This window comes from Leclercia sp. G3L, from assembly GCF_021117075.1.
In the GTDB taxonomy this organism is placed as follows: Bacteria; Pseudomonadota; Gammaproteobacteria; order Enterobacterales; family Enterobacteriaceae; genus Enterobacter; species Enterobacter adecarboxylatus_C.
The window spans coordinates 4,207,945-4,224,543 of sequence record NZ_CP088265.1; the positions used below are offsets into that span (position 1 = coordinate 4,207,945).

The 16,599-nt window shown below is 45.0% G+C and carries 14 protein-coding genes and 2 pseudogenes; 4 read left to right on the top strand and 12 right to left on the bottom strand.

The window, feature by feature from the left end:
* Window positions 1–5: 5 nt before the first annotated feature.
* From LRS40_RS21745 to LRS40_RS21775, 7 genes are all read right to left on the bottom strand, one after another.
* The gene (locus LRS40_RS21745; RefSeq protein WP_231312656.1) at window positions 6–428 is read right to left on the bottom strand and encodes a hypothetical protein; all 423 of its coding nucleotides are present in this window, start codon (window positions 426–428) and stop codon (window positions 6–8) included.
* 290 nt (window positions 429–718) lie between these two features.
* Window positions 719–2,527 carry a phage major capsid protein gene (locus LRS40_RS21750; protein ID WP_231312657.1) on the bottom strand — a complete coding sequence of 603 codons (1,809 nt, stop codon included), beginning with the start codon at window positions 2,525–2,527 and terminating at the stop codon, window positions 719–721.
* Window positions 2,484–3,992 (bottom strand): phage portal protein, encoded by a 1,509-nt coding sequence (locus LRS40_RS21755; RefSeq protein WP_231312658.1) that lies wholly within the window; start codon window positions 3,990–3,992, stop codon window positions 2,484–2,486. Before LRS40_RS21755 ends, LRS40_RS21750 begins: the two co-directional genes overlap by 44 nt.
* Before the next feature lie 19 nt (window positions 3,993–4,011).
* Window positions 4,012–4,479, bottom strand: coding sequence for a hypothetical protein (locus tag LRS40_RS21760; protein WP_231312659.1), 468 nt, complete (start codon window positions 4,477–4,479; stop codon window positions 4,012–4,014).
* 12 nt (window positions 4,480–4,491) lie between these two features.
* On the bottom strand, window positions 4,492–6,369 hold the full coding sequence (locus LRS40_RS21765; RefSeq protein ID WP_231312660.1) for a terminase gpA endonuclease subunit: 1,878 nt from the start codon (window positions 6,367–6,369) through the stop codon (window positions 4,492–4,494).
* The gene (locus LRS40_RS21770) at window positions 6,296–6,967 is read right to left on the bottom strand and encodes a hypothetical protein (RefSeq protein ID WP_231312661.1); all 672 of its coding nucleotides are present in this window, start codon (window positions 6,965–6,967) and stop codon (window positions 6,296–6,298) included. Before LRS40_RS21770 ends, LRS40_RS21765 begins: the two co-directional genes overlap by 74 nt.
* A 200-nt stretch (window positions 6,968–7,167) precedes the next feature.
* The gene (locus LRS40_RS21775) at window positions 7,168–7,497 is read right to left on the bottom strand and encodes a hypothetical protein (RefSeq protein WP_231312662.1); all 330 of its coding nucleotides are present in this window, start codon (window positions 7,495–7,497) and stop codon (window positions 7,168–7,170) included.
* A 677-nt stretch (window positions 7,498–8,174) separates the two neighbouring features.
* On the opposite strand from LRS40_RS21775, the pseudogene LRS40_RS21780 reads away from it, so the two are divergent.
* Window positions 8,175–9,382 (top strand): annotated as a pseudogene (locus tag LRS40_RS21780) (IS3 family transposase).
* On the opposite strand, the gene LRS40_RS24710 reads toward LRS40_RS21780, so the two are convergent.
* Window positions 9,379–9,510, bottom strand: a complete 132-nt coding sequence (locus LRS40_RS24710) for a hypothetical protein (protein ID WP_255673275.1) — start codon at window positions 9,508–9,510, stop codon at window positions 9,379–9,381. The pseudogene LRS40_RS21780 and the gene LRS40_RS24710 overlap by 4 nt on opposite strands.
* A 424-nt stretch (window positions 9,511–9,934) precedes the next feature.
* On the opposite strand from LRS40_RS24710, the gene LRS40_RS21785 reads away from it, so the two are divergent.
* Entirely contained in the window at window positions 9,935–10,699 is a 765-nt protein-coding gene (locus LRS40_RS21785) for a hypothetical protein (RefSeq protein ID WP_231312663.1), read from the top strand.
* A 214-nt stretch (window positions 10,700–10,913) separates the two neighbouring features.
* Window positions 10,914–11,300 (top strand): hypothetical protein, encoded by a 387-nt coding sequence (locus LRS40_RS21790; RefSeq protein WP_231312664.1) that lies wholly within the window; start codon window positions 10,914–10,916, stop codon window positions 11,298–11,300.
* Window positions 11,301–11,309: 9 nt separating this feature from the next.
* On the opposite strand, the pseudogene LRS40_RS21795 reads toward LRS40_RS21790, so the two are convergent.
* Window positions 11,310–12,432, bottom strand: a pseudogene (locus tag LRS40_RS21795) (IS3-like element ISSen4 family transposase).
* Between the two features lie 111 nt (window positions 12,433–12,543).
* Between LRS40_RS21795 and LRS40_RS21800 the strand changes: the two are divergent.
* Window positions 12,544–13,397 (top strand): IS5 family transposase gene (locus LRS40_RS21800; RefSeq protein WP_104456750.1). Its coding sequence is split into 2 segments (ribosomal slippage): window positions 12,544–12,897 and window positions 12,900–13,397, totalling 852 coding nucleotides; the frame shifts between segments, so codons are not numbered across the junction.
* 870 nt (window positions 13,398–14,267) lie between these two features.
* Here the strand turns inward: LRS40_RS21800 and LRS40_RS21805 are convergent.
* The 3 genes from LRS40_RS21805 to LRS40_RS21815 all read right to left on the bottom strand — a co-directional run bounded on the left by LRS40_RS21805 (window position 14,268) and on the right by LRS40_RS21815 (window position 16,587).
* Window positions 14,268–15,388 (bottom strand): IS3 family transposase gene (locus LRS40_RS21805; RefSeq protein WP_231312665.1). Its coding sequence is split into 2 segments (ribosomal slippage): window positions 14,268–15,130 and window positions 15,130–15,388, totalling 1,122 coding nucleotides; the frame shifts between segments, so codons are not numbered across the junction.
* A gap of 49 nt (window positions 15,389–15,437) precedes the next feature.
* Window positions 15,438–15,875 carry a hypothetical protein gene (locus LRS40_RS21810; protein WP_231312666.1) on the bottom strand — a complete coding sequence of 146 codons (438 nt, stop codon included), beginning with the start codon at window positions 15,873–15,875 and terminating at the stop codon, window positions 15,438–15,440.
* Between the two features lie 97 nt (window positions 15,876–15,972).
* Entirely contained in the window at window positions 15,973–16,587 is a 615-nt protein-coding gene (locus LRS40_RS21815; RefSeq protein ID WP_231312667.1) for a hypothetical protein, read from the bottom strand.
* Window positions 16,588–16,599: the final 12 nt, after the last annotated feature.

A 16,599-nucleotide genomic window follows, 5' to 3' on the forward strand; every position in this document is an offset into this window, starting at 1 on the left:
TATTGTTATTCTCCATTATTTGTAGGACGTGCGATGTAATTAATCTGGCACGTTGTCATAATGGTATTTATGGCTAGACTTGCATCAGGGTCTGTATCATCGACTACTGAAATCAATTTTAGTGAACTAACATTAATACCCTGCTCCAGTAGGCCAGTAATTAATTCAGTACTGAAAAGTACTTCCTGTACTTTTGTCATCGTTTGCTGTGCTTTTAATTCACTCTGCGATGTAACCAGTACATCCATTGTCAGCATTACAGAATGACGATTGCTGTATTCAAGTTGTTCGTATTGTTCGGTTACATTACTGATCATCAGAATGTAATCATTGGCTGTCTGAGTGTTAGTTTTAGCGGCCTTGCGTACCTTCAAACCATTAGATACAAAAAGGCTTGATACATGATTTTTAATAATTGAAATATTCATGTGATCAAGCCTCTCTGTAATAAACGTTACATAGACCTGACAGATCATCAATGATGTTGTAAACCTCGTGCCGAACATTATTCAGTACAAAAGAGTCATCATAGGTGATTTTATCACGGCGGCATGTAAAGTAATTTTCTGTTGTTTGTATAAGTCCTTCGGTAGTTTGAATTGCTATTTCGGACTGTTCGAAAATGACAGTAAGAGTACTGCCATTATCTAGTACTAAAGGTTCGCCAAAACTGTTAATCAGAGCATCCATACATTGCGTATTAAATGCTCTCATCAGATTAAGCCAGTTTGATGATACGGAAGGCTTCAGGCACCAGTACTGCGAAGTCCAGATCAGCCCAAACGCGAGCGATTACAGAACCACGATTACGGTTAGTGGTATCGTCCATATCCAGCTCAAGAGAATCACCCCACTGTGCAATAGCAACTTTGGAGAAGTCACCGAGGATAATGAAGTTCTGACCAGCCAGTACTTTAGAGTCGTAGGCAGGTACACCACACAGATCGCCTTCATCGAACAGGTAAACGCCTGCGGTGTTCTCACCACGCAGAGTACTACGCAGAGTAGCTTTGGTCTGTGGAGACATTACAGCTGCAATAGAACCGTAAGAAACGCCTTCATCACCCAGTTGGCCTTGTGCTGCTACGATGCCTGCATAGGTATATGCGTCTACAGTTTCGACTTTACCCGCTGCTACTACTGCATCTACGATTCCTTTCAGGATCAGGGCTTCCAGACGTTCAGCAGAACCGGCAACAATAGCCTGTGAAACAATTTGTTCTACTTGTGGGCATGAACGAACCACCGAACGTGATAACGGAACTGAACCAGTGAAGGTCTTAGGTTTCAGTACTACAGATTCGAAATTAGCATCAACTTCTGGTGATACACCATTCTCAGAAATAAAGCCGAAACCTGCGGTGAAATCGCCAGCCAGTTTAGGTACTGCAATTTCAGAGGTCAGTCCGGTAAACATCTGTACTGGGAAATTCTTAAGAACAGATTCAGCACGCAGAATATCTACGAATGAACCGTACAGTACATCAGTGTGAATAATATCCTTTGCAGTAGTGGTAGTTACACCAGCACGTACAGCCTGTGCGAAATCAGCGTTAGCAACTACTGCACCGTTTTTACCGGATGGCAGAGATTTGTCACCGTCCATAATAGAACGGATCAGAGTGTTTAGAGAGAATTCCATTTTATCATCCTTGATAATGGGTTTATTTTTAATTTGTTGGCGAAACGCATCAATGCTTAAGCCAGTTTCGATTGCCTGATTTGTAATTTCAGCGTGGATATTGAATGCACGTGAAATAGCGTTAATTTCGGCAATGCGTTTTTGATCTTCTTCGGCCTGTTCTTCCTGAACGGCTGAATCATCATTTTGTTCTTCTGGTTCCGGCTGTTCGCCATCGCCATTACTTTCACTGTTATTTATCGTTTCCGCTTCGGTATCGATTTCGGGATCAGACTCAGTAGCAGTAGTAGTACTTTCAGTATTTTCATCGGGTTCATTTTCAGTTTCCTCGTTTCGTTCCTCTTGTTCGGCTGGCTGCTCGTCGTTATTTTCGGGTTCAGGTACTTCTGGTTCCTGCTCTTCTTCAAGAGAACGCCCTACTCCGACTAGATCGTCAGCAGGCACGGATACAGTACTGATCTCAAATGGAGTCCACTTAGTAATTAAGAGGTTGTCGCCTTCAATACGATATTCGTCGATTGAGTACCCTAATGATACTTTGGTCAGTGTACCCTCACGTACCATTTCATATTTTTCAGCACCCATACCTACAGAACTAAAACGTACTAAAGCACGTCCTACGCGGTCAGCATCAATACTGGCTGATTCAACGACACCGATATGATTGTCAAAATCATGATTGAAAAGCAGAGCGGCCTTATTCTGTAGTCGTTCTAGATTGACGTTCTCAGGGTTATGCAGAAGGATTTCGTTATATTCCTGACCACCAATAGTACGTACTACTGGATTTTCAGAACTGAAAGCTAACAGTACTGTACGGTCGTTATTATCTGAGAGTACGTCACTCGTTAACGTCATCTCCCGTTTTTGGTTCTTGAATTTCATTTGAACTATCCTTGTTCATTGTTTCTTTTTTATTTATCTCCGCTTCTCGTTTGAGTTCTTCAAATACGTGCTGTGGCTCCATGCCTAAATCACGGATAATTTGCGATTTCGATTTAACACCCATATCTAATAGTGTCTGCTCGTACTGAGCATCTTTATTAGGATCGAGACTTACCTGTTTGACAGTTATGAAAGTACTGTTAGCGATGTTCTCAAAGTTCGTGAAACTCAATTCTTTAAGTTCAGTAACCATAATTCTTTTAATAAACTCACGGTAGATAGGCTTGAGTACTTTAGAAATAAGAAGATTTGAACGAGTCTTAAACCCTTCACGGCTGATTCTGTCTGCCATCTTCGCAGCACTGAAACTAGCGTTTTGTGTGTCGCCAGTTAACATAGACTTTGGTACAGATAATCCAGTACTGATAGTTGTTAAAACAGCGTCTGAAAACTCTGTGATTTTGTCAGTACCTGCCTGCGGGTTCAGAGTCTGAATCTGTTGGCCTGGTGCAAGTTCTTTAATACTGCCCGGTTCAAAGTGTTCAACGTATTCACGCTGGTCTGGTTCACCGTCTAAGAGTTCATCCTGTGTATTATCGCTATTGGTAATGAACCCCATAGCCGAACTTGCGATCTTCTTCTGTAGTACTGCCGCTTCGTTATAGCTATTAAAGTCCTCCAGGGTTTTCATTACTGCAATACAGTCCGGGAAACCTCGCTCCTGTCCTGGGAATTCTGGAATGAAATAATGCAGTACTTCACTGGCTGGTACACGTTGAGTACTGTTGGTCTGAATCGTGTAATTCAATGGGTTAATATCGGCTACGTGATAGGCCAGTACTCGACCGTGCTGATCACGTTCTATCCCATTACTGATGTACGAACCATTTTTCAGTAACTCGTTCTTAGTACTGGGAATACGACTAGCATCGATAATTGATACCTGTAGTTCATCACCGTCTGTATGTAGTCGAACAAAACATTCACCATCGGTAGCTCTTGCACGCTCTACCAGTTGTTGAAAGATGTCGAATGACAGAGAACCATCAGTACTAAAGCGGTTTGCATCTGATGCCCACTCGTAAAACAGCTTGTCTAAGCGGTCTGCCAGTACTGGATCGGTTTGACCATCGAGGCCAATCGGTGAAGGTCTAACGGTGATACCGTCTGCCCCTGCAACTGTGCCAGAACTCAGTGACACGTATCGACGTGCATACGGGTTTTGCAGTACCAGTGAACGGCTTGCATCACGTAGCGATGTTAGAGACTGTCTCAGTACTGCATTGATGTTGACGTTCTGAACACCAGTACCGTAAGAGCCGATAATCTTTGTTGGTAGGCCGGTTAGTGAACGGCTTTGGGGTTTGAATTCAGTACTGGTAGGTTGATATTTACGGGTTTGTTTGGCGGGTTTCGGGGCTGGTACTGCGGGTTGTTCAATTTGCCGTTTGTTAAAAGGCCACATTCCGTGTGATCTCCTGTTATTAGCGGCAATGAATAGTACTTTTAAAGAACGTATTGCTGCTTGTTTTGTTTAGTTTTTTCTTGAGGTCATTGACCTGTTTAGTAATACCATTTCTCAGACTGGTCAAAGTATTAAGATCTTCTTTTACGAGAGTCTTGTTGTTTATAGTCAGAGTACTGGTATCACCTGTAATTCTTGCACTGATGATTTTATTAAGGTCATCAAGTTGTGATTGCAGTTCTGTTAATCGTGATGTCTGTGCCATCGGGTCAATGACGGTGACAGTACTGATAGTTAATTCACCATTATTGTTATATACGACTGAGTAATAACCCGGATTCCAATTTGTGGTGTCGATAGTTACCGTTTCAGTATCGTTCTGTGTGTTGTGTGTGAATAACGTATCAGTACTATTCCCGATTTTTAATTTTGTATTAGGTTGTAGTACTTCGTGAAGTACTTGACCGATATATACTGTTTCTTTCATGTTTATTTATCCTTAGCCGAACCATGATTTACCAATACTTTTAGCAGTTGGTTTAGTGTATTTATTGTTTTGTTCGGAAGGTTGTTTGACGGGTTGTGATTGTTCAGTACTGGTAGTTTCGGTACGTTTGCTACTGCGATATTCACGCAGTTTCTTGAACGGTTGACCGCCTAGTTTACTCAGAGCCAGTTTCATCATGCAGAGGCTGTAGAACAGCGTATCAAGTGCCTCATTACGACGGCCTGTGATCTGCTTCCATCGAACACCACTACCCGAACGTTCTAGGTTCTCTGCTGTGACCTGTTCGAAATAGTCATCAGGCAAATCGTGTGCAAAATGTATGGTTAACGGTGCATCCGTTTTATCTGCTACTGCGTTGTTAAGTAGGCTACGTACCCAGTTCTTACCCTCGTGTACGTTCAGCATGTAGAACTGACGGCCTTCTGAGGTACTGCGTTTGAACAAGTCACCTTTGGTATTCGAGCTGCCTTTAATCATTTCGAACTTCTTATACTGCTGACAGAAACTGTGTACCGTCTGCATTGCCCTACCGTTACCACCGTCAACAGCTACTTTCAGTACTGGCAAATCACGCCCGGATACTGTTTTGAAACGTTGATTACAGAATGTCGCAAGGTCTGTATAGGCTTTTGCCCCTTTGATTTCACAGTTAGGGCTATAGAAGTAACGATGACCGAGTACGAATAGTTCTGTTTCGTTAAAACCTAATACAGTTGCTTCAAGTCGGTCTAACTGTTGGTCACAACCTACGACAATTCCCAGTACTGAATCCGGTATATTCATTAAATCGAATGAGTCATCACGTAAGTTCTCTAATGCTAGATCGTCAATTTCTTCTTGTAGGTCTGAATAATGAAGTCCGAGTACTGTATTGTAAAATGACTGGTAGTTGTATTCGAACCATGCTAGTTCAAACTCTTTTGCAATAGCCTGAATAGTACTGTTAGGACTGTACAGGCGGCTAATATAGAAACCTGCTGTATCAGTTACAGATGGGTTTTGTGCTATCCAACGTCCACCAGCTACCATCTTAATACGCTGTGATTCTGTTATTTCATTATTGCATTCTGGGCAGTGTAATTTTGCAGTACTGGAATCTGGAATATCTCGCTTGCCGTTCTTCTTCCAATCGAATTTTACGTTTTCCCATTTCAACGTGTGTTCATGCTGGCAGTGTATGCACTTAACAAAGTATTCTCGTTGGTCTGAGTTCTGATATTCAACATCTATTGCATCGCCTGAAAATGTAGGAGTACTTGAAATGAGGATTTTGGCTTCCTGTCCGAAGTCAGTAGCCCTCTGCTCTGATAAGCGGATCGGGTTCCCCTCTTCTGAGTGCTGATCGATTGCAGATACTTCATCAAGTATGATTCGCTTGAGGGTTTTACCGCGTAGTGCTTTAGCAGATCCGAGAGTCATGAAATACAAGAAAGAACCGTCTTTTAGTTCTGTCTGCTGTTGGTTATTTGCTTTCGTCTTGTCGTTCTTGTCTGTTACTAATTCTTGAAGTATTGGTATTTGCTCTATGGTCTTGTCAATCTTCGCTGACTTCCACTGTTTTAATTCTGACAATGAACTCTGGGCAATGCCAATATTAGAACTATCAGTACCCATCCAATAGAACAGTGCTGAGTTCAGTAGTGTAGTCTTTGCAATCTGGGCACTAGTTTTATAAACAACTTTGCGGTACTGGTCAGACTCAATAATATCTAGCATCTCTTTCTGAAATGAATATAGCTTTAACTTCTGTCCGGCTGCTGCACCATCAGGGAGTACTAAATGAGTCTCAGCCCATTCACTGGGCTTTAACTTCTGTGGAGGTTTGATTATTGGTACTGCATTTTTCAGTACTGCTATTGTCTTGTTCATTATCGGCATCCTTGCCTTGTTCGTCCTCTTCTGGTACTTCGAATTTCATATCGCCAATTTCATTGAGCATTTCGTCAATTCTGGCCTGTAATACTCGCTTAACTTTCAGTACTGAATCTTGTTCGAATACTTCGTGTTGAATTTTGTTCGGTAGTGAGCGGATATAATCACGCAACGTCTTAAAGTACTGGGTAAGTTCTCTATGAACTTCATCGGCTTCGATTAGTTGATCTAGTTTTAACTTTACTTCTGCTTCGGCTAAATCTGCCTCTGCCTGCATTTTGCGTAGTCGTGCCTGGTCAATCTTGTCTCGTACATCACCATCACGTAGCGGCGTTAAAATGTTGTCTACGATCCATGCACGTGCATTCTCTTCTGTGTCTGTAGGCATCCCGCGTTTCTGCCATGCCAGTACAGTACTGTGTTCATAGCCGTAATCACGGCCTAACTTTCTGATTGAAATTGAGGTGGACATAATATTTCCCTGACTGTTGTTCTTATATTTATCAGGGTTCAGTACTGCATCTGGTGATAACAAGTGATCCACATCTTTTTCAGTATTATAAGGATCACTATTAGGATGTGGATCACTTGCCATTACTGAACATCTAAATGACGAACGGATTCAGTACTGCATATTTTGTGGTGTGGTTCGTTGATCAAAAATCGCACATACGCAAAAAAGAACTCGCTGCCGAAACTACGCGAGGCTTCGCCCGTCTGGGAGTACCTTTTAATGCTTCTGTATCTCTCTGTATGCGTCTGTACTGAATTAAACGCGTCCGTGCGTGAATAATTTTAGCGTTGTTTATGAAGTGATACAGGCTGTTCTATGAGGTATTCTAAATAGTAATCACGGATTGCAATAACTTCTTCTTTATAGAACGTATGGTTAACACCAGAATATAGCTCTTCTACAGTTTGCCAGTACTGAACATTCATGAAGTCTTCTGCGACAGTCAGTAATAGGCAACAAGCCCTGCCCAGTTCTTTAGCGGTTGGTTCTTCCGAACCTTGTTCAAACTTCGAAATTAGTTCTAAAGCGTTGTGGGTCAGTTTGATACTTTCATCAGCAGACAATGATTCAAATACCAGTGTATCGCCTGCGATACTTTGTACGATTTTCATACACTTCCCGGTGTTATTGTTTAAACTCCGGCCAGTCTGGATCTTATTCTTACTGTCTGCAATACTGTACAAACATACAGTATAAATGGAGGGTATAGGGATGGGGAACAAAGATGGCTACGATGCTTCAATCACCAGTGGTATACAGCGGTTCGTACATCATGGGCAGTGGGCTACTGTGTGCTATTGGGGTTCAGCTCTAGATGAGTTCAGGATGGGTGATAAAGTCTTCTTTCAGAACGAGCATAGGCAGTACTGGTTAGGTCAGATTCAACCTGATTGCTTTGTACTGCTCTACCCTGAACCTCTACCACGAGTGCTAGACGGCCTTACCTATCTGGACTCAGTACACCGTATGCATCTGATGCATGACGATGATGATTGGTTCTGTGACCAGGGTGAACTGCCGTTCTAACAGTGCCAGTGGTAATCAGCGCAATAGAGTAATACCAGGCCCTGCATGAAGTTCTGTTGATCGGGTTCTGGATGGCTAAAAAAGATGTGCAGTACTTCACTATGTTCATCGTACTGCATATCTAATTTGATTAGTGGTTCTGTATCGATGACTGCTAGTAGTTCCTGAACCTGATGTAGCCCCCTGAAACACCAGACAGTAGCTGTATCTCCAGATAAGAGATAGGCTTGAATATATGTCTAACACTAACGCCAATTTTGAGATGACCGGGATCCTGTTAGGACAAGAAGTCCGTAAACGTAAAACTCCTCAGGAGAAGATCGCCATTATCCAGCAGACGATGGAGCCGGGCATGAATGTCTCCCATGTCGCCCGCCTGCATGGCATCCAGCCCAGCCTGCTGTTTAAGTGGAAGAAGCAATATCAGGAAGGCAGCCTCACCGCCGTTGCGGCCGGAGAAGAAGTTGTTCCAGCTTCTGAGCTTACTGCTGCTCTGAAGCAGGTCCGGGAGCTTCAGCGCCTGCTGGGCAAGAAGACGATGGAAGTTGAGATCCTGAAAGAAGCCGTGGAGTACGCTCAGTCGCGAAAATGGATAGCGCACGCGCCCTTGTTGCCAAAGGACGGGGAATAGCCCTGGTCAGCCGCACCATGGGCGTGTCGCGTGCGCAGCTGTCACTGCGAATTAACCGTTCTGCCGACTGGCAGGACAGGCGCTGTAACCGGCGTGATGACGAAGCAGACGCTGAAATACTGTCAGAGATCCTCGATATCATCAGCGATATGCCCAGTTACGGCTATCGCCGTGTGTGGGGCATCCTGCGTACGCAACGTCGTACAGAGGGACTGCCCCCGTGAACGCCAAACGGCTTTACCGGCTTATGAGCGAGCATAATCTGCTGTTACTGCATGACAAACCAGAGCGGTCGAAGCGTGAACATAAGGGCAAAATCGCGGTGGCAGAAAGCGATATGCGCTGGTGTTCAGATGGCTTCGAGTTCGGCTGCGACAACGGTGAGAAGCTGCGGGTCACGTTCGCGCTGGACTGCTGCGACAGAGAAGCCATAGACTGGGCAGCGAGCACAGGAGGCTACGACAGTTCGACGGTGCAGGATGTGATGCTGAGGTCGGTGGAAAAGCGCTTCGGCGACGGGCTGCCGACCACACCGGTTCAATGGCTGACGGATAACGGTTCAGCATATACCGCGCATGAAAACGCGGAGGTTCGCCAGAGAGCTGAATCTGGAGCCGTGTACAACAGCGGTGAGCAGCCCGCAGAGCAATGGCATGGCCGAACGGTTCGTGAAGACGATGAAGGAAGACTATATCGCGTTCATGGCAAAACCAGATGTGAGAACAGCCCTGCGAAACCTTGCAGCAGCGTTCACACATTACAATGAAAACCACCCGCACAGCGCGCTGGGATATCACTCCCCGAGGGAATATCGGCGGCAGCGGACATCGTTAACTTAAGATACAAAAGCTGTCCGGAGATGGCGGGTCAAGATCAGTGCCTTCTCAACATCTTCTTTCAGGGCTTCGTCGACGGCGAAAGCTATGATAGAAGCAAATAATAAACCTAACCCAATCATTTTAGTCATTAAAATTCTCCAGCCCCTAGAGGTTGCTTATCCGTTGCAAAAAGGTGCATCACTTTATCGATCGGTCAAACCTTAAATAATTACCGTATTAATAGCCTGGGACGCTCAATATTTAAGACATTTCTCCTACCAACTTTGGTAGTACAGGGATACCGATAAATTACGTTTACCTCTAAAGTGGTGGTGTTCAGGCTTCGCTTGGGGCGGTTTTGTGGGAGAAAGTGACTAGATGCAGAGCGGCGTATACAACACGTACAGGAATCGTTTATAACTGTTTCTATACCCTTATGTTTGGTAGGGGTAAACAGTCAATTACGAGAGCTTAAATCAAATGACATAATGTTGTGGCTGACAGGGTGCAGTACTTGCAATTCTAATTATTCAAATTCAAATCAAGAAACATATATTATATAGCGGGTTAAATATGGAAATCATCGGCTTACTACTTTTAGCATGGTTAGGTTACGTAATTTTTGGAGGTTACAACAAAGCAAAAACACGCAGGTATCATGCAGTAGTTGCACGAGCAAAAAGAACCATAGATGAAACGAATGAACTTTATCGTCCAACCTGGATTAATAACGATAACAAAAGGAATGAGTTTATCGATGTCGTGAGAAGTCTCAGCTCAAAACAAGGTGTGCCAGGTAATTACTTAGACCACCTTTTTAACAATGAGGCTTTCAACCGCATGGTGCTAATGAAATTCACAGCCATCTTAGAGCAAAATAAGTTGAGTTTTACAGATCAGAAGAATGCTGTTAGTGAACTCATTCGGGATTTGTGGAAAGATGGCGTTGAAATGCCGCCATCAAATTCTAATCTGCAACAGATTGTCAGTTTTCTTGATACCAAAATTTTTAATAGCTTTGATGCTTCTGCTGTTGCAGCACGTCTATATCTGGATGCTAATTTCATACACGCGGTTGAAACATTCAATAATCCATCTGCTGTTTCTTTTGAAGAGAAATATGGTCATACCATTTCAAGTGAAGCTAAAGAATTCTTTGACAAAATTGAAGTCACGAACGGTGCTCAATATATGGAATTGAATTACCAAAGTCACGGTGTTAATCTTACCGAAATCAGTAGATACATTTCATCATTTAGTAATAATAAATCATCAGAAGAATTAATTCTTAAACTGTTGACCGCTGAGCATCTGATTGAAACCTGGAAGCTCCGCTAATAACTTCTACTTATTTTGGTAGTACTCAGTACTGGTAGCATCCCTACCAGTACCGAACCCTAATCAACAAACCCCAAACGGTTCAGTACTGGCAGGGATTCACAGCTTACCATGACTTAACAAACATCGTAACGACTAGATTGATGTCAAACATGTACCAGTACTGTGTGGTAATGTAGAATCTCCGAACAAACAATAACTAGCGGTGTAACGTATGAACAAACCCATACCTGCCATCCTGTACAAATATAGAGCGTTCAGTATTAACAGCCTGGACTCACTGATCAACGATACTGTTTACCTAGCTGATCCTATTACGTTCAATGATCCTTTTGATTGCCAACCCTATTTAGTTAATGATGTTAAAGAAATACATAAATTGCGTGAGATAACTGCTTCGTTGATGTTCGAAACTCAAGCACGTGAAATTATACTGCGAAAAGATGCTGTCATGGATTTTTTAGAATACAAGCATACTTCCAAATTGAAATCCGCACCATTATCTTTAGGCCTTTATAATGAAACTCCTCTACAGATGTCTGATAAGTTCAGAAAAGAAAGCAGGAAAGATTATACCAACTTGACCTGCCCCCACGATTAGATACAACACTCAGTTAGTAACGTCGGAATCTTCATTCTCAGAATGACCCTTTCTCCAGCCCGCTGCAAATTCAGACGGTGTCTGATAATTCAGCGTGGAGTGCGGGCGGCATTCGTTATAATCCTGCCGCCAGTCATTAATAATTTTCCTGGCATGAACGATATCGCTGAACCAGTGCTCATTCAAACATTCATCGCGAAATCGTCCGTTAAAGCTCTCAATAAATCCGTTCTGCGTTGGCTTGCCCGGCTGGATTAAGCGCAACTCAACACCATGCTCAAAGGCCCATTGATCCAGTGCACGGCAAGTGAACTCCGGCCCCTGGTCAGTTCTTATCGTCGCCGGATAGCCTCGAAACAGTGCAATGCTGTCCAGAATACGCGTGACCTGAACGCCTGAAATCCCAAAGGCAACAGTGACCGTCAGGCATTCCTTTGTGAAATCATCGACGCAGGTAAGACACTTGATCCTGCGACCGGTGGAAAGTGCGTCCATGACGAAATCCATCGACCAGGTCAGATTGGGCGCCGCCGGACGGAGCAGCGGCAGACGTTCTGTTGCCAGCCCTTTACGACGTCTTCTGCGTTTTTACGCCCAGGCCACTGAGGTGATAAAGCCGGTACACGCGCTTATGATTAACATGAAGCCCTTCACGGCGCAGCAACTGCCAAATACGACGGTAGCCAAAACGCCTGCGCTCCAGTGCCAGCTCAGTGATGCGCCCTGATAAATGCGCATCAGCAGCCGGACGGTGAGCCTCATAGCGGCAGGTCGACAGGGGATAAACCTGTAAGCCTGCAGGCACGACGTTGCGACAGACCGGTCGCATCACACATCAACATCACGGCTTCCCGCTTCTGGTCTGTCGTCAGTACTTTCGCCCAAGAGCCACCTGAAGCGCCTCTTTATCCAGCATGGCTTCGGCAAGCAGCTTCTTGAGTCTGGCGTTCTCTTCCTCAAGCGACTTCAGGCGCTTAACTTCAGGCACCTCCATACCGCCATACTTCTTACGCCAGATGTAAAACGTGGCATCGGAAATGGCATGCTTGCGGCAGAGTTCACGGGCGGGTACCCCAGCTTCGGCTTCGCGGAGAATACTGATGATCTGTTCATCGGAAAAACGCTTCTTCATGGGGATGTCCTCATGTGGCTTATGAAGACATTACTAACATCGGGGTGTACTAGGTTTTGTACGAAAAGTCGTTGTGGCTAAAATTGCCGCCATGACCGGTTGGAGGCCCGTATGGCAAGGCGTTACGAACTTTCTGATGCGTCATGGGAGCTGATCAAGGATTTGGTTTCTCCAGAACAGAAAATGGGCCGTCCTCGCAACAATGATCGTCAGGTTCTCCACGGAATTCTGTGGATCCTGTGCTCGGGCGCTCCCTGGCGCGACCTGCCTGAACGCTTTGGGCCTTGGTCAACGGTGTATCAGCGTTTTCGTGACTGGCGCGACGACGGCACATTCGAGCGAGTACTGGAGCGTCTGCATATTCGGCTGAACCGGGAAGGACTGATCGACTTGGACACCTGGATGATCGACTCCACCGCAGTACGAGCAACCCGAGCCTCTTCAGGCGCCGGGAAAAAGGGGGGCCTGAAGAACCGTTAGACCATGCCTTGGGGCGCAGTCGAGGCGGTCTGACCACCAAGATTCACATGGTGTGCGATGCCAATGGCGTGCCATTGCATTTCAGGCTTTCACCAGGACAAGCCAGTGATGTCTCCCACGCTCAGCCGCTGCTGGATGCTGTAAGAATTGCTGGCAAGCCAGGACGACCGCGTAAACGTAGCCGGTGGTTGCTGGCTGACAAGGGATACGATGCCGAGCACCTGCGCCAGTACTGCGACCGTTACCGAATGCAGCCGGTAATCCCATTGCGCGCTATGCCGCGCAAACCTCGACCTGGCTTGCCCCGACTGTTTGACCGGCCCAAATACCGGCAACGGAACATCATTGAGCGGATGTTTGGCTGGCTGAAAGAAAATCGCAGGATCGGCACTCGCTATGACAAGCTGGCCAAGAGCTTTGCAGCCATGGTCACCTTGGCCTGCAGCCTACGTTGCATGCGGCAATACTTTTCGTACAAAGCCTAATCAACGGGGAGCAGGTCACCACTATCTTTAGCTACTGCTTTCCCTACCACTCTACCTAAATATTGTGCCTAAAATTCATATTTACATACAGATAATGCGATTTTAATGAAAACTCGTTGTTCACTAATATATATTAAGGCACAAACTCACTTCGCTGTCGCTTCAGTTCGTTCGGCCTGCGAATCCTCATACTTCGCTTTGCTCCGTATTCGTATTCCCTGCTCTTCTTTACTATTAGTTTTACAACTCATGAAAAAAGCAAAGGTTTGAGCGTTTTAGAGTCGTCGCAGACGGCGATAAAACCGATAAACCGCATGCGTAGTTCAATAGCGAGCACGCGAGCTATTGGACTATTTCATTAGTCATTACACTATGTATTGAGGCACAAACTCACTTCGCTGTCGCTTCAGTTCGTTCGGCCTGCTCTTCGAAAACTCGCCTGCTCGTTTCCTGTGAGCTGGTTTTTTTAATGAGTTATTTAGTAGATCTTGCGTTCGCTCCGCTCACTACGCCTCTTGAGTTCTGACGCCCTCAACTCGCTTTGCTTCGTTCGGTTGCCCCCGCTCGTATTAAACTCGCATTGTCAGTACTGTTATCTGTCTGAGCGAAGCGAGTACAGTAATGGTAATATTATATTGAGTTACGGTTATTCGTTAAAATGCATAATACCACTGCATTTAGCATTGTTATGCAATTTTGCCACCAAATATTGATTAAGCATTCACTCCCGTACAATAATAACCGTATTTCCCCATTTTCTAATACGGTTATAGTTACGGTTATTATTTGAGTAATGTTCGTAGGTATGCAATACGCTCCTGTACTGTAAATTTATTCTCAGTGACCTGCCCCCAGGATTAGATACAACCTTCAGTTAGTAATGTCGGTTGGTTTTTCTTCATATTTCCCGTTTCGCCAGCCAGCTGCAAATTCAGCTGGAGTCTGGTAATTCAGCGATGAATGAGGACGGCACTCGTTATAATCTTGTCGCCAGTTATTAATGATTTTCCTGGCGTGAACAATATCGCTGAACCAGTGCTCATTCAGGCATTCATCGCGAAAGCGTCCGTTAAAACTCTCAATAAATCCATTCTGGGTCGGCTTGCCCGGCTGGATAAGTCGCAGCTCCACGCCATGCTCAAAGGCCCATTGATCCAATGCGCGGCAGGTAAATTCCGGCCCCTGATCGGTTCTTATCCTCGCCGGATAGCCGCGAAACAGTGCAATGCTGTCCAGAATACGCGTGACCTGCACGCCTGAAATCCCGAAAGCGGCGGTAATCGTCAGGCACTCTTTCGTGAAATCATCCACGCAGGTCAGACACTTGATCCTGCGACCGGTGGCCAGTGCGTCCATGACGAAATCCATCGACCAGGTCAGGTTCGGCGCATCTGGGCGCAGAAGGGGAAACCGCTCGGTCGCCAGCCCTTTACGACGTCGTCTGCGTTTTACGCTCAGGCCGTTAAGGTGGTAAATGCGGTATACCCGCTTGTGATTGACGTGAACGCCCTCCCGACGCAGTAACTGCCAGATGCGCCGGTAACCAAAACGCCTGCGTTCAAGCGCCAGTTCAGTGATGCGCCCTGATAAATGCGCATCCGACGCCGGACGCTGCGCTTCATAGCGGCAGGTCGACAGGGACAAACCTGTCAGCCTGCAGGCACGACGTTGCGACAGACCGGTCGCACCACACATCAACTCCACGGCTTCCCGCTTCTGGTCTGTCGTCAGTACTTTCGCCCAAGAGCCACCTGAAGCGCCTCCTTATCCAGCATGGCTTCGGCGAGCAGCTTCTTGAGTCGGGCGTTCTCTTCTTCAAGCGACTTAAGGCGCTTAACCTCAGGCACTTCCATACCGCCATACTTCTTACGCCATGTGTAAAACGTGGCATCGGAAATAGCGTGCTTGCGGCAGAGTTCACGGGCAGATACCCCGGCTTCAGCCTCGCGGAGAATACTGATGATCTGTTCGTCGGAAAAACGCTTCTTCATGGGGATGTCCTCATGTGGCTTATGAAGACATTACTAACATCGGGGTGTACTAATCAACGGGGAGCAGGTCATCAGACATCTGTGAATAATGTTGCTCTTGTTCTTCGGTCATTACTTTACCAGGCCTGTACTTAGCAAACCCACACAGATCGATACCCTCATCCAATAATTTCTCAAACGATATAGCAACGAGTGTTGTCACTCTTTTGTATTTTTCAATTGATGATTCACCATGAATCGTCTTTTCTTTATTTTTTATACGATTCATGTTCAAATGATGTTCCGTGAGTTCCTTACTAATCTCGAAACATTCACGAACAATGTAGAATACATCGTCTTCAGCCACTTTGTACTTGCCTAGGAATTCACAACCCTGAATAGTATCTGTTAGTGCTTTACGGGCTTCTGGTGATAATGATGCATATGATTTTCCGACGAGTGCCGATTGGATACGTGCGTTATCGTAAATTGTTTCTCTTTTTGCCATGATAAATATCCTTATGAATTTATTTTACTTAATATAGAAGGGCATACACTCCAATGTATGCCCTTTTGAAAGTACTAGAGTCGCCAGTACTTTATGTTTACAGTTTTACTGTTATGCATTTATTACGAATATCATTTTTCAGTTTCCGAATACGCAATTTCAGTGCTGCAATGATTTCACGTAACGGCATTGGTTCAGTTTTATACCTCGCTATTACTTTTTCAATTGCTACTATTTTTGCTGTTTGCCATTCACGGTGTGCCAGTTCAGGTGTTTTGAATGTCCCAAAAGCTACTGATTTCGGTTTACCGTTTATTTGCATTTGACTGCAATGGGCCTGAAAACCTTTACCGTGCATACTGACTCCAAGCGGCAGTATTCCGCGATATTTACCACGATCTAGCAACACGTTATTGACGTATTGCGGTACATACCTACAAGCAGTTTCTGAATACTGTTTATTGCCAGGAACTAGAATATCCTTGTCCAAGCAATAACCCGGTATATAGTGATCGTGAATTTTCGAATTTTTGAAATTCGAAGCTATCAACCAGTCGGGATGGACTGTCACATTTGCATATGTGGGTCGCCTCATTTTGAGTTTTGGGCAATATCCCCGCCTCATTACTTGACACCAATTTTTTCCTTCACGTGTTTTTGAAAACCCAAGCACATCATTGATGCCAATACCATATACTTTTTTCTTACTCATTTTATGCATCCT

What these genes read in the sequence shown, in the direction of transcription:
- LRS40_RS21745 (WP_231312656.1), bottom strand. Translation starts at nt 428, where the DNA reads ATGAATATTTCAATTATTAAAAATCATGTATCAAGCCTTTTTGTATCT.
- LRS40_RS21750 (WP_231312657.1), bottom strand. Translation starts at nt 2,527, where the DNA reads ATGAAATTCAAGAACCAAAAACGGGAGATGACGTTAACGAGTGACGTA.
- LRS40_RS21755 (WP_231312658.1), bottom strand. Translation starts at nt 3,992, where the DNA reads ATGTGGCCTTTTAACAAACGGCAAATTGAACAACCCGCAGTACCAGCC.
- LRS40_RS21760 (WP_231312659.1), bottom strand. Translation starts at nt 4,479, where the DNA reads ATGAAAGAAACAGTATATATCGGTCAAGTACTTCACGAAGTACTACAA.
- LRS40_RS21765 (WP_231312660.1), bottom strand. Translation starts at nt 6,369, where the DNA reads ATGAACAAGACAATAGCAGTACTGAAAAATGCAGTACCAATAATCAAA.
- LRS40_RS21770 (WP_231312661.1), bottom strand. Translation starts at nt 6,967, where the DNA reads ATGGCAAGTGATCCACATCCTAATAGTGATCCTTATAATACTGAAAAA.
- LRS40_RS21775 (WP_231312662.1), bottom strand. Translation starts at nt 7,497, where the DNA reads ATGAAAATCGTACAAAGTATCGCAGGCGATACACTGGTATTTGAATCA.
- LRS40_RS24710 (WP_255673275.1), bottom strand. Translation starts at nt 9,510, where the DNA reads ATGACTAAAATGATTGGGTTAGGTTTATTATTTGCTTCTATCATAGCT.
- LRS40_RS21785 (WP_231312663.1), top strand. Translation starts at nt 9,935, where the DNA reads ATGGAAATCATCGGCTTACTACTTTTAGCATGGTTAGGTTACGTAATT.
- LRS40_RS21790 (WP_231312664.1), top strand. Translation starts at nt 10,914, where the DNA reads ATGAACAAACCCATACCTGCCATCCTGTACAAATATAGAGCGTTCAGT.
- LRS40_RS21810 (WP_231312666.1), bottom strand. Translation starts at nt 15,875, where the DNA reads ATGGCAAAAAGAGAAACAATTTACGATAACGCACGTATCCAATCGGCA.
- LRS40_RS21815 (WP_231312667.1), bottom strand. Translation starts at nt 16,587, where the DNA reads ATGAGTAAGAAAAAAGTATATGGTATTGGCATCAATGATGTGCTTGGG.